The organism is Nonomuraea sp. NPDC001684, from assembly GCF_053596515.1.
Genome location: NZ_JBSFGJ010000008.1, coordinates 1 through 23,623, shown reverse-complemented (window position 1 = coordinate 23,623; position 23,623 = coordinate 1). Strand labels below are relative to the sequence as shown.

25 protein-coding genes are annotated in these 23,623 nt (G+C 72.2%); 13 read left to right on the top strand and 12 right to left on the bottom strand.

Annotation, left to right across the window (positions count from 1 at the left end; genetic code table 11):
- The first annotated feature begins 25 nt into the window (after nt 1-25).
- From ACWCSD_RS03170 to ACWCSD_RS03160, 3 genes are all read left to right on the top strand, one after another.
- The gene (locus ACWCSD_RS03170) at nt 26-520 is read left to right on the top strand and encodes a helix-turn-helix domain-containing protein (protein ID WP_352355473.1); all 495 of its coding nucleotides are present in this window, start codon (nt 26-28) and stop codon (nt 518-520) included.
- A gap of 3 nt (nt 521-523) precedes the next feature.
- Entirely contained in the window at nt 524-934 is a 411-nt protein-coding gene (locus ACWCSD_RS03165; protein WP_352355475.1) for a hypothetical protein, read from the top strand.
- A 124-nt stretch (nt 935-1,058) separates the two neighbouring features.
- On the top strand, nt 1,059-1,418 hold the full coding sequence (locus ACWCSD_RS03160; RefSeq protein ID WP_352319719.1) for a DUF2516 family protein: 360 nt from the start codon (nt 1,059-1,061) through the stop codon (nt 1,416-1,418).
- Between the two features lie 16 nt (nt 1,419-1,434).
- On the opposite strand, the gene ACWCSD_RS03155 is transcribed toward ACWCSD_RS03160, so the two are convergent.
- The gene (locus ACWCSD_RS03155; protein ID WP_387679360.1) at nt 1,435-2,043 is read right to left on the bottom strand and encodes an SGNH/GDSL hydrolase family protein; all 609 of its coding nucleotides are present in this window, start codon (nt 2,041-2,043) and stop codon (nt 1,435-1,437) included.
- Between the two features lie 115 nt (nt 2,044-2,158).
- Between ACWCSD_RS03155 and ACWCSD_RS03150 the strand changes: the two genes are divergently transcribed.
- Entirely contained in the window at nt 2,159-2,893 is a 735-nt protein-coding gene (locus ACWCSD_RS03150) for an alanyl-tRNA editing protein (RefSeq protein WP_358289322.1), read from the top strand.
- Here the strand turns inward: ACWCSD_RS03150 and ACWCSD_RS03145 are convergent.
- A complete protein-coding gene (locus tag ACWCSD_RS03145; RefSeq protein ID WP_397154084.1) occupies nt 2,890-3,807 on the bottom strand; it encodes a TetR/AcrR family transcriptional regulator C-terminal domain-containing protein in 918 nt (305 codons plus the stop codon). The two genes, ACWCSD_RS03150 and ACWCSD_RS03145, sit on opposite strands and share 4 nt — an antisense overlap.
- A 110-nt stretch (nt 3,808-3,917) precedes the next feature.
- Here ACWCSD_RS03145 and ACWCSD_RS03140 point away from each other — a divergent pair, with 110 nt between their 5' ends.
- Both ACWCSD_RS03140 and ACWCSD_RS03135 read left to right on the top strand, forming a co-directional pair.
- Nucleotides 3,918-5,006: an FAD-dependent monooxygenase gene (locus ACWCSD_RS03140; protein WP_397154086.1), complete on the top strand. Its 1,089-nt coding sequence runs from the start codon at nt 3,918-3,920 to the stop codon at nt 5,004-5,006.
- Between the two features lie 27 nt (nt 5,007-5,033).
- Nucleotides 5,034-6,638, top strand: a complete 1,605-nt coding sequence (locus tag ACWCSD_RS03135; RefSeq protein WP_387679371.1) for a DUF2207 domain-containing protein — start codon at nt 5,034-5,036, stop codon at nt 6,636-6,638.
- A 30-nt stretch (nt 6,639-6,668) separates the two neighbouring features.
- On the opposite strand, the gene ACWCSD_RS03130 is transcribed toward ACWCSD_RS03135, so the two are convergent.
- Nucleotides 6,669-7,577 carry an asparaginase gene (locus ACWCSD_RS03130; RefSeq protein WP_358289333.1) on the bottom strand — a complete coding sequence of 303 codons (909 nt, stop codon included), beginning with the start codon at nt 7,575-7,577 and terminating at the stop codon, nt 6,669-6,671.
- A gap of 60 nt (nt 7,578-7,637) precedes the next feature.
- Here ACWCSD_RS03130 and dtd point away from each other — a divergent pair, with 60 nt between their 5' ends.
- Nucleotides 7,638-8,069: a D-aminoacyl-tRNA deacylase gene (gene dtd, locus ACWCSD_RS03125; protein WP_449912721.1), complete on the top strand. Its 432-nt coding sequence runs from the start codon at nt 7,638-7,640 to the stop codon at nt 8,067-8,069.
- Nucleotides 8,070-8,074: 5 nt separating this feature from the next.
- On the opposite strand, the gene ygfZ is transcribed toward dtd, so the two are convergent.
- From ygfZ to ACWCSD_RS03105, 4 genes are all read right to left on the bottom strand, one after another.
- Nucleotides 8,075-9,013, bottom strand: coding sequence for a CAF17-like 4Fe-4S cluster assembly/insertion protein YgfZ (ygfZ, locus tag ACWCSD_RS03120; RefSeq protein WP_352319734.1), 939 nt, complete (start codon nt 9,011-9,013; stop codon nt 8,075-8,077).
- Nucleotides 9,014-9,077: 64 nt separating this feature from the next.
- Nucleotides 9,078-9,491 (bottom strand): Fur family transcriptional regulator, encoded by a 414-nt coding sequence (locus ACWCSD_RS03115; RefSeq protein WP_357967168.1) that lies wholly within the window; start codon nt 9,489-9,491, stop codon nt 9,078-9,080.
- Nucleotides 9,492-9,804: 313 nt separating this feature from the next.
- Complete coding sequence (locus tag ACWCSD_RS03110) at nt 9,805-10,101, bottom strand: DUF2470 domain-containing protein (RefSeq protein ID WP_352319738.1); 297 nt, start codon at nt 10,099-10,101, stop codon at nt 9,805-9,807.
- 2 nt (nt 10,102-10,103) lie between these two features.
- Complete coding sequence (locus ACWCSD_RS03105) at nt 10,104-10,592, bottom strand: FABP family protein (RefSeq protein ID WP_352319740.1); 489 nt, start codon at nt 10,590-10,592, stop codon at nt 10,104-10,106.
- Nucleotides 10,593-10,660: 68 nt separating this feature from the next.
- Here ACWCSD_RS03105 and ACWCSD_RS03100 point away from each other — a divergent pair, with 68 nt between their 5' ends.
- Complete coding sequence (locus tag ACWCSD_RS03100; RefSeq protein WP_449912716.1) at nt 10,661-12,154, top strand: sugar-binding protein; 1,494 nt, start codon at nt 10,661-10,663, stop codon at nt 12,152-12,154.
- Nucleotides 12,155-12,163: 9 nt separating this feature from the next.
- Nucleotides 12,164-12,526: a DsrE family protein gene (locus ACWCSD_RS03095; RefSeq protein ID WP_449912714.1), complete on the top strand. Its 363-nt coding sequence runs from the start codon at nt 12,164-12,166 to the stop codon at nt 12,524-12,526.
- A gap of 4 nt (nt 12,527-12,530) precedes the next feature.
- Here ACWCSD_RS03095 and ACWCSD_RS03090 read toward each other — a convergent pair whose 3' ends face one another.
- Both ACWCSD_RS03090 and ACWCSD_RS03085 read right to left on the bottom strand, forming a co-directional pair.
- Nucleotides 12,531-13,244: a type 1 glutamine amidotransferase gene (locus ACWCSD_RS03090; RefSeq protein WP_352319745.1), complete on the bottom strand. Its 714-nt coding sequence runs from the start codon at nt 13,242-13,244 to the stop codon at nt 12,531-12,533.
- Nucleotides 13,234-14,463 carry a Mur ligase family protein gene (locus ACWCSD_RS03085; RefSeq protein WP_358289348.1) on the bottom strand — a complete coding sequence of 410 codons (1,230 nt, stop codon included), beginning with the start codon at nt 14,461-14,463 and terminating at the stop codon, nt 13,234-13,236. Before ACWCSD_RS03085 ends, ACWCSD_RS03090 begins: the two co-directional genes overlap by 11 nt.
- A 172-nt stretch (nt 14,464-14,635) precedes the next feature.
- Here ACWCSD_RS03085 and ACWCSD_RS03080 point away from each other — a divergent pair, with 172 nt between their 5' ends.
- Nucleotides 14,636-15,055, top strand: a complete 420-nt coding sequence (locus ACWCSD_RS03080; protein ID WP_449912710.1) for a YjdF family protein — start codon at nt 14,636-14,638, stop codon at nt 15,053-15,055.
- An 18-nt stretch (nt 15,056-15,073) separates the two neighbouring features.
- Here ACWCSD_RS03080 and ACWCSD_RS03075 read toward each other — a convergent pair whose 3' ends face one another.
- Both ACWCSD_RS03075 and ACWCSD_RS03070 read right to left on the bottom strand, forming a co-directional pair.
- Nucleotides 15,074-18,043: an ATP-binding protein gene (locus ACWCSD_RS03075; protein ID WP_449912709.1), complete on the bottom strand. Its 2,970-nt coding sequence runs from the start codon at nt 18,041-18,043 to the stop codon at nt 15,074-15,076.
- A 73-nt stretch (nt 18,044-18,116) separates the two neighbouring features.
- Nucleotides 18,117-20,060, bottom strand: a complete 1,944-nt coding sequence (locus ACWCSD_RS03070; protein ID WP_358289355.1) for a hypothetical protein — start codon at nt 20,058-20,060, stop codon at nt 18,117-18,119.
- Nucleotides 20,061-20,229: 169 nt separating this feature from the next.
- On the opposite strand from ACWCSD_RS03070, the gene ACWCSD_RS03065 reads away from it, so the two are divergent.
- The 3 genes from ACWCSD_RS03065 to ACWCSD_RS03055 are packed head-to-tail and all read left to right on the top strand — an operon-like array spanning nt 20,230 to nt 22,731.
- Nucleotides 20,230-20,895, top strand: coding sequence for a hypothetical protein (locus tag ACWCSD_RS03065; RefSeq protein ID WP_449912707.1), 666 nt, complete (start codon nt 20,230-20,232; stop codon nt 20,893-20,895).
- Nucleotides 20,892-21,545 (top strand): hypothetical protein, encoded by a 654-nt coding sequence (locus tag ACWCSD_RS03060; protein ID WP_449912705.1) that lies wholly within the window; start codon nt 20,892-20,894, stop codon nt 21,543-21,545. The genes ACWCSD_RS03065 and ACWCSD_RS03060 overlap by 4 nt, the downstream gene beginning before the upstream one ends.
- 7 nt (nt 21,546-21,552) lie before the next feature.
- Nucleotides 21,553-22,731, top strand: coding sequence for a hypothetical protein (locus ACWCSD_RS03055; RefSeq protein WP_449912703.1), 1,179 nt, complete (start codon nt 21,553-21,555; stop codon nt 22,729-22,731).
- Here ACWCSD_RS03055 and ACWCSD_RS03050 read toward each other — a convergent pair.
- On the bottom strand, nt 22,718-23,623 hold a 906-nt coding region (locus ACWCSD_RS03050; protein ID WP_449912701.1), incomplete at its 5' end, for a hypothetical protein. The genes ACWCSD_RS03055 and ACWCSD_RS03050 overlap by 14 nt on opposite strands.

The following is a 23,623-nucleotide window of genomic DNA, read 5'->3' as shown; positions in this document are numbered from 1 at the left end:
AAGCACGGGACGGCAGACTGTGGGTATGGCACTACCGAAGGTCGGCTCGATCGGCGAATACATCCGCGAGCAACGGCAGCAGGCGAAGATCTCGCTGCGCCAGCTCGCGCAGGCGGCAGGGGTCTCCAACCCCTACCTGAGCCAGATCGAGCGCGGGCTGCGCAAGCCGAGCGCGGAGATTCTCAACCAGATCGCCAAGGGTCTGCGCATCTCCTCGCAGGCGCTCTACGTGCAGGCCGGCCTCATCGAGGACCGGGAGCCGCCGAGCGACGTGATCACCGCGGTCAACGCCGACACGCTGCTCACCGAGCGGCAGCGCCAGGTGCTGATCGACATCTATGAATCGTTCCGCAAGGAGAACCGCACCGAGGGCGAGCAGACCTCCCAGAACGCCCGCCCTCAGCACGACTCCACCGCGGACGACGAGCCGCCGCTGCCCGAGGAGTATCTCGCCGCGCTTGAGCCCTACGCGGCCTCCCCCGGCAACGGGACCGTCACCCAGGAAACCAAGGAAGGTTAACCCATGACGCTTGCCACCGAGGTCAAGAAGCTCACCGACTCCAAGCCGTTCTACGCCTTCGCCGGCGCCGGCGACTTCGCCGTCGAGAAGCTGCGCGAGCTGCCCGAGCAGCTGCGTCAGCTCCAGTCCCGCCGCTCGGAGCTGGCCAGGGACCTGCCGGAGAAGACCCGCGCGTACGCCGACAAGGCCGAGGGCTTCGTCCGCGAGTTCCCGGACAAGGCCCGCGAGTACGCCGACCAGCTGAGCAGCAAGGCCACCGAGGTCTACGAGGACTTCGCCACCCGTGGCCGCAAGGTCGTCAGCAAGACGACCGGCGAGGCCGCCCTTGAGCTGGAGGAGGTGTCGGAGGCCGCCGAGCCGCCCGTCGCCGAGCCCGTCAAGAAGACCACGCGCACGCCTCGGGCCAAGGCCTGAGTGAGCGAGCGGGCCCGCCTCTTCGGAGGCGGGCCCGTTCCTGTTCCGGTGCCCGCTTGTCGGGGACGCCTATTAGGCTGGGGCCGATTTCATCGCGGCGTTGGGTGGAGCCAGCAACATGAATATGATCAACGGCGTTTTCAACTTCCTTTTCCTGGTGCTCGCCGCCGTCATCTTCGGCATGTCGGTCTACGCGCTGGTGCACGCGGCGCGCGTGCCGACCAACGCGTTCGTCTCGGCGGGCAAGCTGCAGAAGAAGATCTGGGTGCTCATCCTCGCGCTGGCGACCCTGCTGTCCGGCGGCGGCGCGCTGGGCTACTTCAACGACTTCATGCTGATCGGCGGCTTCCGGTTCATCGGCCTCAACGGGCTCGGCCTGTTCTCCATCCTGGCCGTCATCGCCGCCACGATCTACATCGTCGACGTCAAGCCCGCGGTCAAGGGCATGGGCCGCGGCAACAGCGGCCCCTACGGCCCCTGGTAGGCCGGCGCCGCCCGGATCAGGCCAGCTCCGCCGCCAGCCACGCGGCGATGCGCTCGTGCCCGGCGAACGTGGGATGCACGCCGTCGGGCAGCACCGTCTCCGACGGCCTGCCGGTCACCCATTTCCGGCGCATCGGGTCGAGGAACGGCACGCCCGCGGCGTCCGCCACCTCCGCCAGGGCGTCGCGCACCCGGTAGGCCTTGGCCGGGGTGTCCTCCAGCCAGATCGGGCCGACCATCACGACCTTGGTGACCGGCCAGCGGCGGCGCACCTCGGCGAGCAGGGCGGCGGCGGCCGCGCGCACCTGCCCGGTGCTCCAGCGCTGGTCGTTGTGGCCGCCGGAGATGACCAGCACGTCGGGGGCCGGCCGCCAGGCCAGCTCCTCCTCGAACGACCGCCGGAACGTGCGGCCCACCTTGCCCTCGTTGAGATAGCCGGTGCCGCCGGCGCCGGCGATGACCGGCTGCCAGCCGAGCAGCCGCGCCGACTCCGAGGCGTAGGTCCGCCAGGGCGGCACCGGGCCGGATCCGACGGTGAAGCTGTCGCCCACGAACATCATCACGGGAACCGCCGGACGGGCGGGAGGGACGGCCTCGGGCGCCCGCTGCGGCGGCGTCCGGGCCACCGCACTCGTACATGCCGAAATTCCAGCAAATATCCCCATTAGTGCGACGACCGGGGCGATTCTTCCTCGAAGCATCAGGCCACGCATAATCACCCCGGGGCACTAGGCTGCCGATATGACCGCCGACCTCCACGGACGCACGCAGCGGCTCGAACTGTCCGACCAGAGCCTGCGGGATTTCGAAGCCGTCGTGCTGGACGCGACGCCTGAGGGGATCGTGCTGAGCAGGTCGGCATTCTATCCAGGCGGCGGCGGCCAGCCAGCCGATCACGGAGTTCTGGTCTGGCAGGGCGTGGAGACGCGCATCGTCGGGGTGCGCAAAGGCGACGATCTCTACCTGATCCCCGCCGAAGGCGACCCGATCCCGCCCGCCGGCACAGTGGTCGAGGCAGCGGTGGCCGATGCCCGGCGGTCGGCGCTCATGCGTACGCACTCGGGCCTGCACGTGTTGTGCGGCGTGGTGTTCAGGGACTACGGCTGCCTGGTCACCGGCGGCAACATGGACGAGCTGAGCGCCCGCATGGACTTCGACCTGCCCGAGGTGCCGCCCGGCTTCAAGGAGGCCGTCGAGGACGCGTGCAACGCCGAGATCGCCGCCGACCGCCGCATCGACGTGCGCGTGCTGCCGCGGCGGGAGGCGTTCGAGATCCCCGACATCATCCGCACGGCCAGCAACCTGGTGCCCGAGGCCGTCCAGGACGTGCGCGTCGTCGACATCGTGGGCCTCGACACGCAGGCCGACGGCGGCACCCACGTGGCCTCGACCAAGCAGATCGGCCGCATCAGGGTGGCCAAGATCGAGAGCAAGGGCCGCGGCTTCCGCCGGCTGCGCATCGCGATCTCCGACTAGCGCCCCTCGACCAGCCCGGCGAGCCCGTCGAGCAGCGCGTCGAGGCCGAAGGCGAACAGCCGGTCGAGGTCGAGGTCGAACTCGCCGCCCAGCTCCTCGATGACGCCGGTGAAGGCGGTCAGCCGCCCCGACTCCGCCAGCGCCTGGAGCTCCCCCTCCCGGCTGGTCATCCACTCGTCGGCGGTCAGCCCGGTCGCGGCCTGGGCCTGCTGCTCCATCTCGATGTTGGCGGCCAGGCCCTGGACGAAGCTGAACAGCAGGGTGTGCACGTGCATCTTGCTGACGGGATCGAGGGGCGAGCCCTCCAGCGTGCGCATGACCCACTCGGTGTGGGCGATCAGGCTGGCCGAGGGCAGCGGCCTGGTCAGTGACGTGACCCTGGCCATCCACGGGTGAGTGCGGTAGCCCGCCCACTGCACCCGGGCGGCGGTCTCCAGCCTGGCCCGCCATCCGTCGGGCGGCGGGTCGGGCAGCGGGAACTCCCTGATCACGTGGTCGATCATGAGCATGACCAGGTCGTCCTTGCCGCCGACGTGCCGGTAGAGGGACATGGTGGCCACGCCGAGGCGGCCCGCGACGCCGCGCATGGTCAGCTCGGCGAGGCCGTCGGCGTCGGCGATCTCGACGGCCGCGGCCACGATGCGGTCGCGGGTCAGGTCGTCGCCGGACGGGACGGGGGCCCGCCGCGCCCTGCCGCCGCGGATCTCGGCCACGATCGTGCCGACGCGCGGCTCGGCGACCACCACGCCCTCCTGGGCCAGGACCGTGAGCGCCTTGGCGGCCGTGGCGAGCGCGACCTCCCAGTCGCGGGCGAGCTGCCTGGTGGAGGGCACCCGGTCGCCGGGGCGGAGCCGGCCGTCGGCGATGCGCCGCCTGATGTCCTCGACGATGCGCGCGTAGGGCGGAGCGGTCATCACAACCCTTTCTCTGTACTAGTACAGATCGTACCAGTGAACCCTTGTGAGCTGCTGTATGTACGACGTACATTCAGTCCGCGTACAACGTCAACAGCAAGGAGCGCGTCATGAAGGTTCTGGTCTCGGGAGCGAGCGTCGGTGGGCCCGTCCTGGCTCACTGGCTGCGGCGGCGCGGCTTCGAGGTCACGCTGGTCGAGCGCGCGCCGCGCCCGCGCAAGGGCGGCCAGGCCGTCGACCTCCGCGGCGCCGCCCTGGTCGTGGCCGACCGTATGGGCATCCTGGAGCAGGTCAGGGCCGCGCGGACGACCATGCGCGGCATGTCCATGGTCGACGGCGACGGCAACGAGATCATGCGCAGCACCGAGGAGACGATCAGCGGCGGCCGGCTCGACAGCCCGGACGTCGAGATCGCCCGCGACGACCTCACCGCGATCGTCGGCGCCGTCACCGACGCCCCCTTCCGCTACGGCGACTCCATCGCCGCCCTCGCCCAGGACGGCGACGGCGTGGACGTGACCTTCGACAGCGGCGTCCGGGAACGCTACGACCACGTGATCGGCGCCGACGGCCTGCACTCCAACGTCAGGCGTCTGGTGTTCGGCCCGGAGCAGCGCTTCCTGCGGCACCTCGGCATGTACGTCTCCATCTACACCGCCGACAACTTCCTCGGCCTGGACCACTGGCAGCTCTGGCACCGCGAGGGGGAGGCCGGGTTCGGCCTGTTCAGCGACCGGGAGCCGGCGGTGATGAAGGTGAACATGGGCTTCGCCGCGGGCCCGATCGACTACGACCACCGCGACGTCGAGCAGCAGAAGCGCCTGGTCCAGGAGCACTGCTCGGGGCTGCGCTGGGAGGCGCCCAAGCTGCTCGCGGCCATGTGGCAGGCCGACGACTTCTACTTCGACGCCATGGCCCAGGTGGAGATGGACCGCTGGTCGCAGGGCCGGGTCGCGCTGATCGGCGACGCCGCCCACTGCCCCTCGCCACTGTCGGGGCAGGGCACCAGCCTGGCCCTGGTGGGGGCGTACGTGCTGGCCGAGGAGCTGGGCCAGGCCGCCGAGGGGGCGTTCGACAGGTACGAGCGGCGCATGCGGCCCTACGTCGCCCTGAACCAGGCTCTGGCCCTGGAGAACCCGGGCATGGCCGCCTCGCCCGAGAGCGTACGCCGGGCGGCCGACGCCATCACCCTGGATTGACACCCGCAACCGCTACGATGTCCCGCCATGACGGGTTTCAGACTCACATTGGCCGCCCTGGGAGCCACCGCTCTGACGTTGCTGGCCACCCCCGCCTCGGCGGAGGCCGGGATCACGGACCAGGTGACGATGACGCTCGCCAAGGACGGCACTCTCCACGTGGTCGAGAAGATCACCGGGGCGTCCGGCGGCCTCAAGCGCACCCTGCTCACCAAGACCCGCTACGACGACGACAACGACCGCGTCTACCGGGTCACCAACGTCAAGGGCGGCAAGCTCGACGGCGACGTCCTGACCGTGACCGGCCAGACCGTCGAGTACGACGTCAAGGGCGCGGTGACCACCTCCGGCGGGGTCGAGGAGCTGCGCTGGTTCGCCGTCAGCGGCTGGAGCGTCCCCGTCACCAAGGCGACCGTCCAGGTCAGCGGGCCCGGCCAGGTGCAGAACCTGTCGTGCTTCGCCGGCGACCTGACCTCGGCGATCGGCTGCACCTCGGCCTCGATGGACCACACCGCCACCCGGGCCGACTTCGAGCAGGACAACCTCGCGGCGGGCCAGGCCCTGACGGTGGTCGTCGGCTACCCCAAGGGTTCCAGCTCCGGGGCGCCCATCCTGGAGCGCCGCTTCTCGCTGGCCTCGGCGTTCACCCTCGACCTGGTCACCGGCGGCGCGCTGGCCGCCCTGCTCGTACTGCTGCTCGGCGGCGTCGGCCTGCTCTACTGGACGCGCGGCCGGGACGCCCGGGTCGCGGGCCACGAGAAGGGCGGGGTCGATCCCATCCAGAACGGGCACTTCACCCCGCCGGACGGCGTGCGTCCCGGCCAGATCGGCACGCTGGTGGACGAGCAGGCCGACGTGGTCGACGTGACCGCCACGATCGTCGACCTGGCCGTCCGGGGCTACCTGCGGATCGACGAGCAGCCCCGCCAGACCTACGACGCCCCCGACTGGCTGCTGGTCAGGCTGCCGAACGCGCCGGTCAACTCGCTGCTGACGTACGAGCGCGCTTTGTACGACGCGGTCTTCGACGGCCGCGACGCGGTGCTGCTCTCCCAGCTGTCCGGCTCGTTCGCCGGCCATCTGGGCAAGGTGCGCGACGCGCTCTACACCGACGTGGTCGAGCAGGGCTGGTTCGCCCGCCGTCCCGACACCGAGCGCACCCGGTGGACGACGATCGGCGTCGTGCTGATCGGCCTGGGCCTGCTGGCCACGGTCGGGCTGGCCTGGTTCACCACGTACGGGCTGCTGGGGCTGGCCCTGGTCATCGCGGGCGGCGCGCTGGCCGTCGGCGGCCAGTACATGCCGGCCAAGACCGCCAAGGGCTCGGCCGCGCTCGCGCACACGATGGGCTTCCGCGAGTACCTGTTCTCCGGCGACCTCGGCGAGGTGCCCGAGCAGCACCGGGTGGAGCTGTTCTCGCGCTACCTGCCGTACGCGGTGATCTTCGACGGGGTCGAGCACTGGTCGCGGGTGGTGGCCTCGGTGACCGGCAACGGCCACCAGGCCGACAACCTCTACTGGTACCACGGGCCGGCGGAGTGGGACCTGTCCAAGTTCGCCGGGTCGATGCGCACGTTCACCACGACGACCTCGGGGGCCATCTCCGCCAGCCGCCAGTTCCGCACCCTGTAGACACTCCGCGCGGCGGCGGCTCTCGTCCCTCTAGCGGATCCGCAGCTCGCCGACCGGCCGGCCGCCGCCCAGCAGCGCCGGCCTGGCCAGCTCGGCCAGCTCGGGCGCGTCCAGGCCGAGCGAGCGCAGGGCCGCCACGGTGACGGGCACGCGGGCCCGCGACGAGCCGTCCTCGATCTTGATGGTGCCGGCTCGGCCGTCCTCGAAGGCGAACGCGTCGAACGCCTCCGCGCCCGCCTTCAGCATCAGCCCGGGGATCGCCCGCATGAGCTTGGCCTCGGGCCGGTCGGTGCCGGAGGTCCACTCGGGGTGAGCGCGCATGGCGTCGAAGATGCGCCGCTCGAACGAGCCCTCCGCGGCCAGCGGGAAGGCCCGGAACGCCTTGGTCACGCCGAGCATCGAGACGAAGAACAGCGGCGCGCCGCAGCCGTCCACGCCGGAGGCGGCCACCCGCTCGCCGGTCAGGTCCTCGACCGTCGCGCGGATCGCGCGCTGGAGCGGGTGCGCGGGCTCCAGATAGGTGGTGAGCGGCCAGTCGTTGAGCACGCAGGTGGCCAGCATGGCGGCGTGCTTGCCGGAGCAGTTCATGTAGACCCGGCCGAACTCGGTCGAGGTGCGCTCGAACGGGTGGTCCTCCGGACACAGCAGGGCGGACTCATCCAGGCCCGCTCCGGCCAGGATGTTCCGTACGCCGTCCACGTGGAACGCCTCGCCGGAGTGCGAGGCGCAGGCCAGGGCCAGCAGCTCCCCCTCCAGTTGGAGGCCGTTGCGCATCATGCCGAGCGCCTGCAGCGGCTTCATCGACGATCGCGGCGAGGCCGGCACGTGCACCGCTCCCCGCGTCTCCACCGGGACGCCCTGCGCGTCCACGGTGAGCATGCGGGCCAGATGGGTGGACTCCACGAACCCCGACCGGACAACCTCGACAACAAGCGACATTACGCGCCCCCTTTCGGCACGAGTCTACGAACAGTTCTTTCTGCGCCAGAATGGGATGCCATGCGAGCAGTCGTACAACGAGTGAGCTCGGCCTCCGTCGAGGTCGAGGGGCAGACGGTCGGCGCCATCGACGAGCCGGGGCTGCTCGTCCTGGTCGGCGTGACGCACACCGACACCCGCGCCGAGGCCGCCAAGCTCGCCGCCAAGCTGTGGGGCCTGCGCGTGCTGCACGGCGAGAAGTCGTGCTCCGACGTCTCCGCCCCGCTCCTGGTGATCAGCCAGTTCACCCTCTACGGCGACGCGCGCAAGGGCCGGCGCCCCACCTGGCAGGCCGCGGCTCCGGGGCCGGTCGCCGAGCCGCTGGTGGAGGCCGTGATCGAGGAGCTGAGGGCGCTCGGCGCCCACGTGGAGACCGGCCGCTTCGGCGCCGACATGAAGGTCTCGCTGGTCAACGACGGGCCGATCACGCTCGTCCTCGACATCGACGCCTAGCGGGGTCAGCGGATCCGGCGGCGCAGCGAGGGGTCGATGCTGACGTTGCGACCGGCGTCCGGCGGCACGACGACCTCCTGGGCGGCGGCCACGCCACCGGCCAGCAGCGGCGCGTCGACCGGGACCGTGCGCTTGACCACGGCCAGCGCGATCGGGCCCAGCTCGTGGTGGCGGGCGGCCGAGCCGACGACGCCGATCTCCTGGCTCTCGAAGATCACCGGGTCGCCGTGCGCGGGCAGGGTGTCGACGCTGCCGTCGAGGTGCAGGAACACCAGGCGGCGCGGCGGGTGGCCCAGGTTGTGGACGCGCGCGACCGTCTCCTGGCCGCGGTAGCAGCCCTTGCTCAGGTGGACGGCCGAGCCGATCCAGCCCACCTCGTGGGGGATCGTCTTGTGGTCGGTCTCGAAGCCGAGCCGCGGCCGGTGGGCCTCGATGCGCAGCGCCTCGTACGCCCACAGCCCCGCCAGGGGCCGGCCCAGATGATCGGCCAGCTCGGCCCGCGGCACCAGGAAGTCTTCGGTGGCCGTGGAGAGCACCGCCAGGTCGTCGGCCCGCGACACCTCCACGCGCAGCATGAACCGCATGCGGTCGAGATAGTCGACCAGGCTCTGCGCAGTGCCGGGCTCGACGTGCGCCAGCACGCTCTCGCCGTCGTCGACCAGCGTGAGGTGGTGCAGGACGCGGCCCTGGAGGTCGAGGTCGAGCGTCTGGGTCCACTGGCCGGGCGTCAGCGTGTCGAGCTTCTGCGAGGTCAGGTCGTTGAGCCATTTCAGCCGGTCGGCGCCGGAGATGCGGACCACCTCGCGGTTGCTGCGGTCGACGACCGCCTCACCCTTGGCCAGCGCGCGCTGCTCGGCGAACAGGTCGCCATAGTGCGCGGCTACGTCGGCGTCCGGCCCGTCGGCCGCGACGGCGCCGGGGAGATCGAGCAGAGGGCTACGCATGCATCCAAGGCTATCCGCCCCCGCGACGACGCCCGACGCCGGTGCCCGACGCCGGCGCCGCGGGTCAGCGGCAGTTGCGGCAGCGGCCGAACACCGTGAGGTGATGGACGTCGGCCGCGAACCCCAGCTCCTCGTCGAGCCCCTTCACCAGCCCCTCGGCCAGCTCGGGACGCACCTCGAAGACCTCGTCGCACCCCCGGCACACCAGGTGGACGTGGTCGGCCTCGGCCGCCAGGTGGTAGGTCGGCGCGCCGTGACCGAGGTGGGTGTGGGTGACCATGCCGAGCTCTTCGAGCAGTTCGAGCGTGCGGTAGACGGTGGAGATGTTGACCCCGCGCGCCGTCTCGCGCACCTTGGTGCAGATCTCCTCGGGCGTCGCGTGCTCCAGATCCTTGACCGCTTCGAGCACGAGCTGCCGCTGCGGGGTGACCCGGTAGCCCTTGGCGCGGAGTTCCTCGTGCCACTGCGTCTCGGTCATGCCCCCGAGTGTAAAGCGCACGATCGCCTGTTCGCGGCCGTCCGATAATTACTTGCCCCCGGCGCTCGCGACCGCATAGCTTCGTGAGTACGCGGAAAGGAGGTGGTCCGAATAATGGATAGTCATAGTCGGGCTAGCGAGGTGGTTGTCCGCTAGCGCTGCGGACTGTTGTCTCGTGTCGCAAGCGAATCCGAGGCAACCACCGGGGCCCCTGGCAGCCGGAGGGCGGGATGACGCATCCCGGCCATTGGTCCATCCGGCCCGTCTGCTCGGCAGGCGGAGTGTTGCCCGGGGCCCTTCTTTGTTTTCTCCCTCAGTGTTCCCCGTGGGGTTCGATCCCCAGTTCGGCGCAGGCCGCCCGGTAGAGGCGCACGACCGCCTTGCGCACCTGGGCGCGCTCGGTCAGCGTCTCGCCCCAGGGCACGCGCACCCGCTCGCCGCCGTCGACCGTGAACTCCATGGCCTCGGCGTCGACGTCGCTGGTCACCGCCGAGGTGGCCTGCGGACGGCCGCCGAGCCCGCGCACGATGACCAGGGCGTCGCCGGTGTGGTCGTCGTTCATGTGCCGCTTGATCGCCTCGACGGCGTCGGGGGTGAAGGGCGAGGTCATGCTCAGGACACCTTCTTCAGCTCGGCCGACATGTGGTCGGTGAGCGGGTGGCCGACGGCGGCCATCTCGTAGGCCCACATCAGGTTGCCGTTGACCAGGCCGTAGAGGCGGTGGCCCGCGGTGTACTCCTTGGCCGTGGACGTGCGGGCCACGACGTCGGTGCGCAGCTCGATCTTGTGGAAGACCACTTCGCCGATGTAGATCTCGACGATGCCGGTCGGGTGCGCGAGCACCACCTCGATCTGCCGGTCGGGCTGCGGACGCCAGTAGCCGGACTCGGTGGCCAGCGGCCTGACCCGGTTGCCGTCGTTGTCGAGCAGCCAGGTGCGGCTGACGTAGGTCAGGAACGGCTTGCCGTTGTGGCCGAACTCGATCTCCTGGCCGAAGTTGAAGCTCTCGATCGTCGGATAGCCGCCCACGCCGGCGCCCTCCCAGCGGCCGAGCAGGAACGCGATCTGCTCCAGAGCGGGGTGCACCTCAGGTTCTTCCATGCTCACCAAGCCTAGCGCCGGTGGCTAACCTTCTGGATCGGGGAGACGTTTCGCCGGGGGGAGCCGCGATGCTGGATGCCTGGGCCGTGCCGCCGCACGTCGACGTGCTGTTCGTGGGCGCCCATCCGGACGACGAGTACCAGTCGTTGTCCACGTTCGGGCAGTGGCGCGAACGCCTGGGGCTGACCACCGGGGTCGTGACGGTCACCCGCGGCGAGGGCGGCGGCAACGCCGCCGGGCCGGAGAAGGGCGCGGCGCTCGGCCGGATCAGGGAGGCCGAGGAGCGCGAGGCGGTCGCGCACGCGGGCATCCGCGACGTCTTCTACCTGGACAGACCGGACTTCTGGTACACACTGTCGGCGCCCCTGACCGCCCGCGCGTGGGGGCCCGGCACCCTCCGGCGGCTGGTCGAGACGATCAGGGCGACCAGGCCCTCGACCATGGTGACGATGGACCCGCGGCCCTTCAACCAGCACGGCGGGCACCAGCTCGCCGCCCGGCTGGCCGTCGAGGCGTTCCGGCTGGCCGCCGACCCCGCCGCCTTCCCCGGGACGGGCGCGCCCTGGCGGGCCACCCGGCTGCTGACCCAGAACTGGGGGCTGCGCGGCCCCGTGGGCCCCGGCTGCGCGACGGCCGGCCTGCGCGACCCGGCCACCGGGCTGCCGCAGCTCGGCGTCTGGGCGGGCGCGTGGTCGCCGCGCCACCGCGCCACGTGGGCCCAGCGGGAGCGCGACGCCGAGCGGGCGTACCGCACGCAGGGGTTCGCCGCGCGGCCGGCGAAGGTGGCCGGGCCGTTCGGGTGCGACTGGTTCTCGGTCGTCTTCGACGGCGGGCGGCCGGTGCCGGCTCCCGTCGTCGAGCAGGCGGGCCTGCGTCCTCTGTACGCCGAGTTCCGCGACTGGGCGCGCGCGACCGGCCTGCCCTGGCTGGCCAACCGGGCGCAGCCGGACTACCCCGAGCCGCCGGCCACCACGCTCCCGGTCGCCGGGCGCGCCCCCGTGCTCGACGGCGTCGCCTCCCCCGGCGAGTACGCGGGCCCCGCCCTGCCCCTCGCCCACTGGGAGGGCGAACGCTGCCCGGCGGCCGACTGCGCCGCGACCGCCCGGCTGACCCGCCACGGCGCCGACCTCTACGTCCAGGTCGAGGTCACCGACGAGGCGCGCGGCGCGGCCCTCGACGAGTGCGAGCGCCACTGGCGCACCGACGCGGTCGAGATCGCCCTCGACCCGCGCGGCGACTCCGACGACACCTCGACCACGTTCAAGCTGGGCGTCCTGCCCTACACCGCCGAGGGCGGCCCGTGCGCGGCCCGCGACGCCGACGCCCGCCAGGGCCCCGCCCCGCGGGTGGGCGTGGCGTCCGCGGCCCACGACGGCGGGTACGGCGTCGAGGTGCGCATCCCGTTCGCGCTGCTGCCCGCCCCGCCCACCGCGCTGAGAGCGAACGTGCTCGTCTACGACTCCGACACCGGGGACAGGACCGGGCAGACGCGCCTGGCCTGGTCGCCGTTCGGCAGCGCCCAGGCCGATCCGTACGTGTGGGGCTGCGTCGGTCGGGGTTAGGGTGACGCCATGGCACGATCTTTGGTGATCAAGGTGACCGCGGGGGCGGACGCCCCTGAGCGGTGCAACCAGGCATTCACGGTGGCGGCGGCCGCGCTCGCGAGCGGCGTGCCGGTCTCCCTCTGGCTGACCGGCGAGTCGTCGTGGTTCGCCCTGCCGGGGCGGGCCAAGGAGTTCTCCCTGCCCCACGCGGCGCCGCTGGCGGACCTGCTGGAGGCCGTCCTGGCGGCCGGCCGGGTGACCCTGTGCACGCAGTGCGCCGCCCGCCGCGACATCACGGTCGACGACGTGATCGAGGGCGTGCGCATCGCCGGCGCGCCCGCGTTCGTGGAGGAGGCGGTCGGCGAGGGCGCCCAGGCCCTGGTCTACTAGGCCGTCAGCCGGACAGGACGGTGCTCAGCCGCTCCTGGCGCAGGGCCTCGTAGCGGGAGTCGTCGAGGGGCGTCAGCTCGCCCACGCGCCACGACAGCAGCAGGTCGGCCAGGGCCGGGTTGCGCGCCAGGGCCGGGCCGTGCAGGTACGTGCCCACCACGTGCCCCGCGTAGCAGCCCTCGAAGCCGTCGCCGTTGCCGACCCCGGCGACCGTCTTGGACAACGGCCGCACGCCCGGGCCGAGGTGCGTGACGCCCATGTGGTTCTCGAAGCCGGTCAGCGTGGGCAGGTTGAGGGCGGCGTCGACCTCGGCGACCAGCTCGCCCACGGCCCGGGCGGGGCCGCGCGAGCTGGCGATGTCGAGCAGGCCGATGCCGTCGACCGGCTGGCCCTCCTCGCCGCCGAACGTGCTGCCCATGATCTGGTAGCCGGCGCACACGGCCAGCATCGCCGCGCCCCGGGCGATGGCCCGCTGGAGGCCACCGTCGCGGCGCAGGCGCTGGGCGGCCAGGATCTGCGGACGGTCCTCGCCGCCGCCGATCAGGTAGATGTCGCCGGTCTCCGGCACGGGGTCGGCCGAGCGGACGTAGACGGTCTCGACCTCGATGCCCCGGCGCTGCGCACGCTGCTCCAGGACGAGCACGTTGCCCTGGTCGCCGTAGGTGCTCAGCAGGTCGGGGTAGATCCAGACGATGCTGAGGGCGCTGTCAGACGGCACGTCCGAACTCCGATCGGATCTGCTGGAAGGCGGTGTAGTTGGCGATCACGTCGACCCGGCCGGGCGGCTGCATGGCCAGCGCCTCGGAGAACGAGCTGCACAACGTGAACGGCACGTCGGCCACGTCGAGCCGGAGCGCCAGGTCGAGCCGCCGCTCACCGGTGACGAAGACCGGACGGCCGCGCAGGATGCGGTAGTCGACGTCCCACAACCACGAGGTGTCGCGGCCGTCGGGGCCCTGCGCGTTGACCGAGAGGATGATCGGCAGTTGCGGGTCGGCGACGTCGAAGGCCTCCAGCCAGCCCGCCGGGTTCTTGGCCAGCAGCAGCCGCGCGTGCCGGCCCTCGCGCTCGACCGTGGTGTAGCGGCCGGCCACCGAGGTGACCTCGCGCAGCCGCGGCAGCGCCCGGTCGACGGGCAGCCCGAACGCCTCGGCCACGGCCAGCGCCATCACCGCGTTGGAGCGGTTGGCCAGGCCGGGGAGCTGGATGTCGAGCATCCAGCGCTGCCCGCGCGGGTCGATGGCGACGTCGTCGTCGAGCACCCACTGCGGCTCTGGACGGTGGAAGGTGCACTCACGGCAGGACCAGTCGGCGTCTTTGCGGTCGAGGGGGCCGCCGCACTCGGGGCAGCACCAGGAGTCCTCCTTCCAGCGCTGCCCGCCGGCGACCCAGGTGACCTTGGCGGCGGTGGAGGCCCCCCAGGTGACGAGGGGGTCGTCGCAGTTGGCGATGACGTGCGTGGGCCTGCCCGACAGCGCCCTGCGCCACTTCTGCGCGAGCAGCCAGATCTCGGCCGCGCGGTCCATCTGGTCGCGGCTGAGGTTCATCAGGCAGACGACGCCGGCGCCGGTGGTGTCGAGCACCTCCGGCAGGTACTTCTCGTCGACCTCCAGCACGCCGTAGGGGGCGCCCTTGTGCTGGGAGAGCGCCGAGACGTGCCCGGCCGGCATGTTGGCGCCGAAGGCGTTGGTGGCGACCTCGCCCATCTCCAGCAGCGCGGAGGTGATCAACCTGGTCGTGGTGGTCTTGCCGTTGGTGGCGCTGACCAGGGCCAGCTTGCGGTCGCGGGCCAGCTTGCGCAGGAGGTCGGGTTCGAGCATCAGGCCCACCCTGCCGCCGATCACCGAGCCGTCACCGCGCCCGGTCATCCGCGAGAGCGTGGCAGCGCTGCGTCCCAGGGCGCTGGCGAGCTGAGCCCGCAGAGGAAGCTGGGTCATGCACATGGATCCTAGTCGCCGTTGAGTCCTACTCTGGAGTCGCACACGAAAACGCGGCCCGGTTGGTAGCCCGGGCGAAGCATCACGTATCCGCCCTTCCAGGGATGTCCGGTGTGCCGGAGGCGGCCTGTCCAGGTCGCTTTCCCGGCATGTCTGGTGAAGGGCGGAGAAGATGGTCACGTTGTCGGTCTATTTGGACGGCCCGTTCTGGGTCGGGGTGCTGGAGGTCGCCGAGGGCGGGCGGCTGCGGGCGACCCGGTTCACCCTCGGGTCCGAGCCCACCGATCCCGAGCTGCACGCGTTCCTGATGCGCCATGGCGTTTCGCTGCTGGAGCAGGCCCATGCCGCGCCCGCCGTGGCCGGCGGGGAGCGGGCGCGGCGGGTCAACCCCAAGCGGGCGGCCAAGCTGGCGGCGCGGGCCGCCGCCCAGGTGTCCGTACGGAGCACGGCCGCGCAGGAGGCGATGCGGCTGGAGCTGGAGAGCCGCAAGCAGCAGGCCGCGCAGGGACGTCGGGAACGGCGGCGCGAGCTGGCCGAGCACAAGCGCGAGGTGGCCCGCCGCAAGCGCCTCGAACGCCGCCGCGACCGCTGACCCGTTCCCGGACGGGCGTCAGGCCGAGGGGGCGTCGACGAAGGCGATCTCCGGGGCGCCCCCGTGGTCGAACGGCAGGACGAACCGCTGCGGCCACGACAGCACCCCCTCCAGCCAGCCCGCGCCCATCGTCTGGCCGACGTGCCTGATCCTGGCCGACGCCTCGATGCCGATCGCCACGTTGGTGATGTCGCGCTGCACGCCCTCGTTCTCGTCGTCGCCCAGGATGACCCGCCAGGCCAGGGCCCGGTTGTGGTCCACCTCCATGGACAGCGGGTGGTGGCGCAGGGCCTTGGCGCGGTGGCCGAGCAGCTCGGCGTGCACCAGGTCGGCCGTGCCGTTGCCGTTGGACTGGCGGAACAGGGCGTACTCCATGGGCGGGGCCGGGCTGCGCAGGTTGGGGGCGGGCTGGCCGTACGGGAAGAGCCGGTCGACCTCGTGCAGCCAGCGCACCTGCGGGATCACCCACGACGCGCCCGGACGGTCGCCGCCCGGCTCGGCCCCCGACAGCAGCCGCGCGGCGACCTCGGCGGCCTTCTCGGTGAGCAGCGCCGGGTCGAACCAGCTCCGCAACGACCAGGCCCGCCGCTGGACGGCGCGTTCGACCAGCGTGGCGAGCAGGCACTCGCGGCGGCGGGCGGGCAGCTCGCCCCAGGCGGCCGACAGGGCGCGCGGCACGCCGGGCAGCGGCCGGTTGCTGACGAAGGCGAGCACGACCGTGTCGCACCAGATGCGCAGCCACGCCCAGTCGGGCCCGTCGGCGAGCACGTCGGCCTCTCTGAGCTCCACCAGGGTGCACGCCTGGCCGGTGCGGCACTGCGCCCCGCACGCGGCCGACCTGCGCCCGCGGATGGGCGGCTGGGGGCCCGGCAGCGGCTTCTCCCGCGACTCGCCCAGCGGGACGCGCACCCGCAGCGGCCGGTCCATGCCGTCGGCGAAGACCGCGGCCGAGCCGGGCTGGAGCGAGACGACGTGCCTGGACTGCTCGTCGCTGAGGTTCATGGCCGCGCCGACGAGCTTCCTGTCGTCCTCGGCGGGCAGCCGGTGGACGACCTTCAGCGCGGTGTTCTTCACGACGTCGGAGACGAGCTTGGTCGGGATCTGCTCGGCCACCACGATGCCCTCGCCGTACGCCCTGATCTCGGCGAGCAGGCCGGCCAGCAGCTCCACGGCGTGCGTGGAGGCCCGGCCGTGGCCGCGGTCGCGCAGCAGCCGGTGGGCCTCCTCGATCACGATGACGTGCCGCAGCCCGGCCGACTTCTCCTTCCTGGCCCGCATGCGCAGGTGCTCGACGATCCGGATGATCAGCGTGCCCATGAGGAACGCCTTGTCCTCGTCGTTGGCGACGTCCTCGATGGCCAGGACGACGTTGCGCTCCAGCAGGCCGCCGATGTCGGCCGGGTGGCCGCCCTCGAAGAAGCGCCCGGCCGAGCCGACCCGCAACGACCGCAGCCTGAGCGAGATGAAGCCCTCGACGTCGGCCTGGACCTCGCGGCCGTAGCCGATCTCCTTGATGACGTCCATGGCGTGCTGCTGGAGCTGTTCGAGCGTCGGCACGCTGGGCGGGACGTTCGAGCCGGGCACGGCGCCGCCGGTCACGACGTCCCAGCCGGTGGCCTCGTAGACCCGTTGCAGGGACAGCGACATGATCTGCGGGAACGGCTCCTCGGCGTCGAAGGCGGCCATGAACAGCGCCCTGATCATGTCGATGTGCGCCTGGACGGGGTAGCCGGGCTCGGGTTCGAGCGGGTTGACGCTGAGCGGCACGCCCTCGGGGGCCGACGGGTTGATCACCGTCACCGGGTCGGCGATGCGGCCGGCCATGGCCGCGTACTCGGACTTGGCCGGCTCGATGGCCAGCCACGGGATGCGCGCCTCGCTGAGCTGCTCCAGCAGGTGCCGGACGGTCTGGGACTTGCCCGAGCCGGTCGCGCCGGTGACGAACGCGTGCCTGTTGAGCGTGGCCAGGGGCACCCGGAAGCTGCCCACGCCTCTGTCCTGGCCGTCGAGGATCTCGCCCAGCTCCAGCTCGCCGCCGTCGGCCTCGGACGTCACGTCGAAGAAGCCGGAGTCGAGCACGCGTACGCCGGGCACCTCGCGCCTGGGCAGCCCGGCCAGCGCGGCCAGCGCACCGGCGGTGGCCGCGAAGGGCGCGGCGGCGCCGTCGGCCGGGTCCTGCATGGTGATGGCCAGGGCCTCCGACAGCGCGTAGACCGCGCCGTGCGCGCTGCGCAGCCGGTACGGGTGGTGGCTCATCTCGACCGACCCCACGAGCACGGGCGCGATCTGCCGCAGCTCCTCGGCGGTGGCCCCGCCGGCCAGCACGCGCACGTTCCACAGGCCGGCCTCGCGGAAGGCGTCGAGCTCCTGCATGCGGCGCTCGGCCCGTTCGGCGTCGAACCGGGAACGCTCGGAGGCGTCGCCGTACTGCCGCAGGACGTTGAGCTGGGTGCGCAGGTGCGCCACCTCGGCGTCGAGCAGGTCGGTCGGCTCGGCCACCACCAGCCAGGCGAACGGCCGCGACATGAGCGTGACCAGCGTCGACTCGAACAACGTGGGCCGCTTCAGCTCGTCGGGGTCGGACCCGGCGAACTCGCGCCCCCGCCCGCCCAGCGGCGGCGCCTGGCGGCCGGGGCACGGCGTCCAGACCAGGTCGGCGAGGTCGGCCAGGTACTCCTCGTCCAGCTCGACGCCCCGCGCGCCGCCCGGGAACAGCAGCGGCTGGGGCCCGGTCGGCAGGCCGGGCACGTCGGTCGCCCTGCGCGGCTGGCGCGGCGGCGAGAGCGGGCCGGCATTGGTGATCAGTTCGAGCGGCGCCCCGGAACCCCGCGACAGCCACCCGATGACGAACGGCCGGTCACGCTGCGCCGCCGACAACACGGCGGGCAGCACGGTGACGAAATCCCATTCCGCCGACGAGCTTCGCGAGGGTGCGGCGATCGACTGGATCCGATACCAGGGCCCGCTCAGCGAGACACTCGGCTGCATCTTCAATTCCCCCACAGTCGGTTCTCAGTAAAATCCCGCTGATCGTCAGCTCCTCACCACGCCCTTGACCAGGTCATTGCCTGCCCTTGCGCCAGTCAAGGCGTGGCGGTGGTGGCCCGAGGTTGGGTGGCGGCTCCTCGCCCTCGTCCTTCGCCTCCAGGGCCAGCACGGCCTCGCGCACCTCCTCCAGGTCGCCGAGCGTGGTCTTGGGGAAGGTGAGGATGGCCGGGTTGGCGTCGGCCAGCCGCACCCGCCTGCCCTCGGCGGTCGCGTCGGTGACGATCACGGACGTCGTGGGGAGCTGCTGGAGCTGGTGCGGCTCGACCAGGAACTCGCGCGACCGGTGGAGCACGCGCTCGGTCTCGGAGATCTTGTCGGCCGTCCGGCCCCACTCGGTGGACTCGGTGATGTCCTCGACCAGGTCGGCGTGGCCGTCGCCGCGGTCGTGGCGGGCGTCGTCCACCTGGGAGATGGTGGAGGTGTAGCCGCCGTCGAGGCCCGGCAGGGCGTCGCTGATCGTCTCGGTGAGCTGGGCCAGCTCCAGCCGGTGCTCGGTGCCGACGTGCTCGCTGGCGACCCGGGCGTCCTCGGCGTTGCCGAGGCGCATGAACGCCACGGCCGCGTGGCCGCGCCCCAGCCGCTCCTTCACGGTGGGGGTCAGGCTCCGGTACGTCAGCACCAGCCCGGTACGCGAGGTCTCGCACGCGTCCATGAGCCGGTCGAGCACGTCGCCGCGGAGCTTGTCGGCGCCCGCCACGATGATCGTGTGGTACCAGGGCCGGTCGGAGGCGGGCGACTGGCGCAGGATGTGGGTGAGCGCGGTGGCCACGTACGTGCCGAGCACCCGGTTGCCGAACACGCCGGCCTGCCGGTCCATGCTCACCACGCGCAGCCGGGCGGGCGGCAGCCGCACCGCCTGGGTGCCGAGCGTCTCCAGCTTGCGCAGCTGCGACTCAAGTGCCCAGGCGCGCTCGATCACCACCCGGTCGCTCACGCCGCGGCCGAACAGCGTGCCGATGCGTTCGAGCTGGGTCGCGGTGATCAGGCCGAAGCGCAGGTCGTCCCGCGGGTCGCCGACCTGCGCCAGGGCCCGCAGGGCGGCGGTGACCTGGCTGATGGTGGCGTTCTCGCCGAGCACTTCGAGCACCCGTTCCAGGATGGCGTTGTCGAAGCTGAGGTCGCGGGTGGTGCGGTGCTCCTCGCTCACGCTCACCACGTGGGCCAGCACGTCGGCGAACGCCTCCGGCTTGAGCGTGGCCCCGAGGTCGAGCTTCGGCAGGTCGACCGGCAGCACCCAGACCAGCGGGTCGTCGCCGCCCTTGCGGGCCAGCTCGATCAGGTCTTTGGCGATCGCGCCCTCCGACAGGTCGAGCACGGTCAGGTGGCCGCCGCTGTAGAGCCGGGTGGCGCCGAGCAGCGTGATCAGCGCGGACCAGCCGGGCAGCGTGCCGCCGGCCACGTCGATGCGGTCGATCTCGTCGGGGACGGCGACGGCGTACCAGGTGAGCTGGCGTTCGTGGCGCTCCTTCGACTCCTGCCAGTCGCGGTAGCGCCGGGCGTGCTCCTCCTGGGCGCGGAACAGCTCCTTGTCACGTTCCTGACGTTGCCGGTCGTCCCTGGCCTGCTGTTCGAGCACTCGGTAGCGGACCGCCCGGTCGCCCTGGAGCAGGGCGTAGGTGCAGATGCCCGCCACGCCGCCGGCCGCGACCAGCCCGAGGAGCGCGAACGACCATCCCAGGTAGCCGCTGACCGCGGCCACGAGGATCAGCGCGGACATGGTCAGGCTGATGGCCCGGATGACGCGTACGGGCCGGTTGAGCATGTCCTCCTGGAGCCGCTCGCGGCGCAGCGCCTCGGCCGCCGCCCGGCCGGACGACTCCGCGTCCGGCGCCGGTTCCTTCTCGGGCGAGGGACGCTTGGGCGGCGGCCCCGGGTCGGGATGCAGCAGGATGTACTGCCACCCCAGGTAGATGCGGTCCGCCTGGAGCTGGGCATGCTCGGGATGCACGTCCGCCACGTGACCCTCCGGCCGCGATATGTCGTTAGTTGCAGGGGCCAGCCCTTTTCCGCTCCGTGACAGCGTATGAGCTTCCACCCCCGTAGCGGCAGGGTTCGCGGCAATTCCCCCCGCCAGAAGGGACCATTGCGGCAGATGGGGCAACCGTGACCTATTACCATCCATACCCATGACGGAACCCTCCGGCGACAGCAGGCCGAGACGCCCGGTGGCGGTGCCCATCCTGGCTCTCGTGGCGGTCACGGCCGTCGGCATCACGGCCTTGCTGGGCGGGCTGAACGAGGCCCCCGACAAGGGCCCCGACCTGCTCGGCCAGGGCGCGACGCTCGACCAGGGCCGTTACTCCACGCGCTTCGTCGAGTCGCGGGTCAAGGTCGAGCAGGCCAAGACGCAGTTCGACGAGGACAAGCGGTTCGTGGAGCTGGTCTTCGAGGTCACCAACAAGGGGGACGAGACCTCCAGTGTCGGCCTGCCCCCCGACCCCGCGCAGCCGGACAAGGCGTGGCTCGGCTCGTCCTTCGCCGACTCGCTGGTCGCCATCAGCCCCAAGTTCTCCAAGGAGTCGGGGCCCTTCGTCTACGCCCTGGACAAGGGCGACGAGACCCGGCAGCTCCACCCCGGCGTGACCAGCCAGGTCCTCGTCCGGTACCGGCTCGGCGCGACCGAACGGCCGCCGGACAAGATCACGTTCGACGTGGCCACCTTCGAGTACGTCCCCGGCTTCCAGGACGAGCGGCTGCAGTGGCAGATGGTCGCCAAGGAGAAGGACGACAAGTTCTACCCCGAGGTGAAGGCCCGCGTGACGCTGCCGGTCAAGGCGGGTGAGGGGGCATGACCGCCACCCAGCCGCGTTCCTCCGCCGTCCCCGAGCGCCCCGAGCGGCCCGGCCGCCGCGCCGGACGCGGGCCGGGCGGCGGCTCCAAAGTGCTCAACGCCTGCGCCGGGCTGCTGCTGGCGGCCGCCGCCGTCGGGCTGCAGACGTTCCACCTGACCGCCAACGAGGCGAGCGCCAGGGTGACCTACACGGGCGCCAAGGGCCAGGACGTGGACGCCAGGCGGTTCACCGTCCGGCTCGACTCGTTCCTGGCCGCCAAGACGATCCAGAACAGCGACGAGACCATCACGACGGACAACCTGTTCCTCGTCGTCAACGCCTCGGCCAGGTCGAGCCTCAAGCCGTACCACCTGGGGCAGCCGCAGCTGCTGACCGCGGACGGCAAGAAGTTCCAGGCCACCGACCGCGTGGCGAGCACTCTGACGCTGGCGAACACCTGGGTCCAGCCCGACATCTGGGTCAGCGGGCGGTTCTTCTTCGAGGTTCCTTCATCGGCGCTGCCGGGGGCACGGGTGGTCTTCGGGCTGCCGGCCGAGATGCTGGTGGAGCCGTTCCAGCCGGAGGTCGAGATCGATCTCGGGCTCGACGAGGAGGCCGCGCGCAAGCTCGCGGCCTCGCCGCAGGCCGTCTACTCCACCGTCAAGAAGTGATCGCACTGTGAGCACGAACGAGCGCGACTGGTTCGCCCCCAGGAACGACCACCACTCCGAGGACTCCACCCCGGCCCCCTCGGCCTTCCCGCCTCCCCCGGCGCCCGTGACCCCGCCGGGGGCTCCGGCCTTCCCTCCACCCGAGACGGAGCAGCCGCCCCCGGCGGGGCCGATGCCGCCTGCGCCGCAGACGCCGCTGCCCGCCCGGCCCAGACGCCGGCGTACGGGCTCGCCGCGCGACCGCGCCACCCCGCCGCCGACCCGTCCCACGCCGCCTCCCGGCTACGGCCCCGCCCCCTCGGGCCCCGTTCCCTCCGGCCACGCGGCTCCCCCGGCCGGCCCCGCGGGGGCGCCTCCCGGTCACGACGCGCGGCCTCCCGGCCGTGGCGGCGCGCAGCAGCCCGGCCCTGGGCTGCCCGGCGGGCCCGGGCGGGGGCGGTTCGTGCATCCGGACCAGCAGGTGTGGCCGCCGGCCCCCCGCGAGTCCTCAGGAGGCAGCACCCAGCCTCTGCCCGCCATCCGGCCCGGCATGGCCATGCCGTCCCCCCAGCGCCCCCCGGCCGCGGCCGCCGTACCGCCCGTGGAGCAGCCGCCGGCGGCCCCGCAGGACGCCCGGCCGCCCAGGCGCGGCCGGCTGATCCTGGTCGCCGTGGGCGCCGCCGTGGCCTCCGTCCTCGCCATGGGCCTCAACACCTACGACGGCTACCGCTTCTACGACACGACCATCACCGACGGCATCAAGATCAACGAGGTCGCCGTCGCTCCCGGCCAGTCGGGGAAGGTCCACGACATCGAGTGGCGGGCCGCCCTGAAGGCCGTCCAGGCCCCCGAGGGCAGCAAGCACGGCCCCGAGGTCACCTGGCTGAAGGTGGACATCACCCAGAAGCTCCTCGACGAGTCCAGCGCCACCATGACCGCCCCGCCGGACAGGGCCAAGCTGGAGGACCGCGCCGGCCGGACCTGGACGGTGGAGTTCACCCCGGGCGACCGTCCGACGGACCGGCTGGAGCTGGGCAAGGAGTACAAGTTCGAGGGCATGGCGATCGTCCCGGCGCCGGTCGCGGACGAGGTCGAGCTCTCCTTCAGGGTCAGCGACTACCGCTCCGACACCCCGACGGCGGACTACTTCAAACGGGAGAAGGCCGGCAAGCCGGAGGCGGACGTGCTGCGGTTCACACGTCGCTGAGCGGCTCGCCCTTGAGCCGGGCCCGCGTGGCGGCCAGGTCGTACGTGGCCGCCAGCAGCGCCATGGTGAGCACGGTCACGACCAGCCCGCGCACGAACGTCACGGGCCCCTGCTTGTACGCCCACACCCACTCGGCCTGCGAGCCGACGAGCGTCACCACGGCGCGCTCGGCGTACTCGGCGCCCACGGTGAGGGCGACGTAGCTCAGGCACATCATGCCGAACAGCGGCGCGCCGCCCTTGGCGATCATCCGCAGCGAGTTGGCCAGCGGCAGCCAGCGGTCCCGGAAGCCGCCGGTCAGCTGGTCGAACGACCTCTTGGTGAGGTCGTGGCTGTCCTCCAGCCGGTCCACGCCCCGTTCGAACCGGGTGCCCTTGACCAGGCTGCGGGTCTCGTCGGAGTAGGCGCCGAACACCAGCATCGCCACGGTCAGCCAGGCCAGCGGGACGGCGACGCCGCCGATGAAGAACGGCCAGAAGTCGCTCACCGCGTCCGTGACCGTCTTCCACAGCGGCACGCTCTTCTCCGCCTGCTCCAGCAGGTCGTTGGTGCCGGCGACCACGCTGCGGTGCTCCACCCAGTCCGAGCGCAGCCCGGCGATGGCGACGGTGGCGTTCAGGCCGTAGAAGACGAAGGCGAACTCGGAGAAGGCGGCGCCGAAGCCGTACAGCTTGCCCTTGCCCTGCTCCACGAGCTTGGCGAACAGCCACTTCAGGCCGAACAGCACGACCATCGCGCCCAGCGAGACCCGCCAGTCGAGGTCGGTGAGGCCCTTGCCGACGTGGGTCTCCTCGCCGAACCAGGCCGCCCCGCCGCCGAGGTGATCCGCCGGTTCCTGCTGCCCTCCCTGCCGGCGACCCTGGACGCGTACGGCGTCGGCCGCGCGCTCGAA

Bases quoted from the DNA above. Each gene is read 5' to 3' on its own strand.
- ACWCSD_RS03170 (WP_352355473.1), top strand. From the start codon at position 26: ATGGCACTACCGAAGGTCGGCTCGATCGGCGAATACATCCGCGAGCAA.
- ACWCSD_RS03165 (WP_352355475.1), top strand. From the start codon at position 524: ATGACGCTTGCCACCGAGGTCAAGAAGCTCACCGACTCCAAGCCGTTC.
- ACWCSD_RS03160 (WP_352319719.1), top strand. From the start codon at position 1,059: ATGATCAACGGCGTTTTCAACTTCCTTTTCCTGGTGCTCGCCGCCGTC.
- ACWCSD_RS03150 (WP_358289322.1), top strand. From the start codon at position 2,159: ATGACCGCCGACCTCCACGGACGCACGCAGCGGCTCGAACTGTCCGAC.
- ACWCSD_RS03145 (WP_397154084.1), bottom strand. From the start codon at position 3,807: ATGACCGCTCCGCCCTACGCGCGCATCGTCGAGGACATCAGGCGGCGC.
- ACWCSD_RS03140 (WP_397154086.1), top strand. From the start codon at position 3,918: ATGAAGGTTCTGGTCTCGGGAGCGAGCGTCGGTGGGCCCGTCCTGGCT.
- ACWCSD_RS03135 (WP_387679371.1), top strand. From the start codon at position 5,034: ATGACGGGTTTCAGACTCACATTGGCCGCCCTGGGAGCCACCGCTCTG.
- ACWCSD_RS03130 (WP_358289333.1), bottom strand. From the start codon at position 7,577: ATGTCGCTTGTTGTCGAGGTTGTCCGGTCGGGGTTCGTGGAGTCCACC.
- dtd (WP_449912721.1), top strand. From the start codon at position 7,638: ATGCGAGCAGTCGTACAACGAGTGAGCTCGGCCTCCGTCGAGGTCGAG.
- ygfZ (WP_352319734.1), bottom strand. From the start codon at position 9,013: ATGCGTAGCCCTCTGCTCGATCTCCCCGGCGCCGTCGCGGCCGACGGG.
- ACWCSD_RS03115 (WP_357967168.1), bottom strand. From the start codon at position 9,491: ATGACCGAGACGCAGTGGCACGAGGAACTCCGCGCCAAGGGCTACCGG.
- ACWCSD_RS03110 (WP_352319738.1), bottom strand. From the start codon at position 10,101: ATGACCTCGCCCTTCACCCCCGACGCCGTCGAGGCGATCAAGCGGCAC.
- ACWCSD_RS03105 (WP_352319740.1), bottom strand. From the start codon at position 10,592: ATGGAAGAACCTGAGGTGCACCCCGCTCTGGAGCAGATCGCGTTCCTG.
- ACWCSD_RS03100 (WP_449912716.1), top strand. From the start codon at position 10,661: ATGCTGGATGCCTGGGCCGTGCCGCCGCACGTCGACGTGCTGTTCGTG.
- ACWCSD_RS03095 (WP_449912714.1), top strand. From the start codon at position 12,164: ATGGCACGATCTTTGGTGATCAAGGTGACCGCGGGGGCGGACGCCCCT.
- ACWCSD_RS03085 (WP_358289348.1), bottom strand. From the start codon at position 14,463: ATGACCCAGCTTCCTCTGCGGGCTCAGCTCGCCAGCGCCCTGGGACGC.
- ACWCSD_RS03080 (WP_449912710.1), top strand. From the start codon at position 14,636: ATGGTCACGTTGTCGGTCTATTTGGACGGCCCGTTCTGGGTCGGGGTG.
- ACWCSD_RS03075 (WP_449912709.1), bottom strand. From the start codon at position 18,043: ATGCAGCCGAGTGTCTCGCTGAGCGGGCCCTGGTATCGGATCCAGTCG.
- ACWCSD_RS03065 (WP_449912707.1), top strand. From the start codon at position 20,230: ATGACGGAACCCTCCGGCGACAGCAGGCCGAGACGCCCGGTGGCGGTG.
- ACWCSD_RS03060 (WP_449912705.1), top strand. From the start codon at position 20,892: ATGACCGCCACCCAGCCGCGTTCCTCCGCCGTCCCCGAGCGCCCCGAG.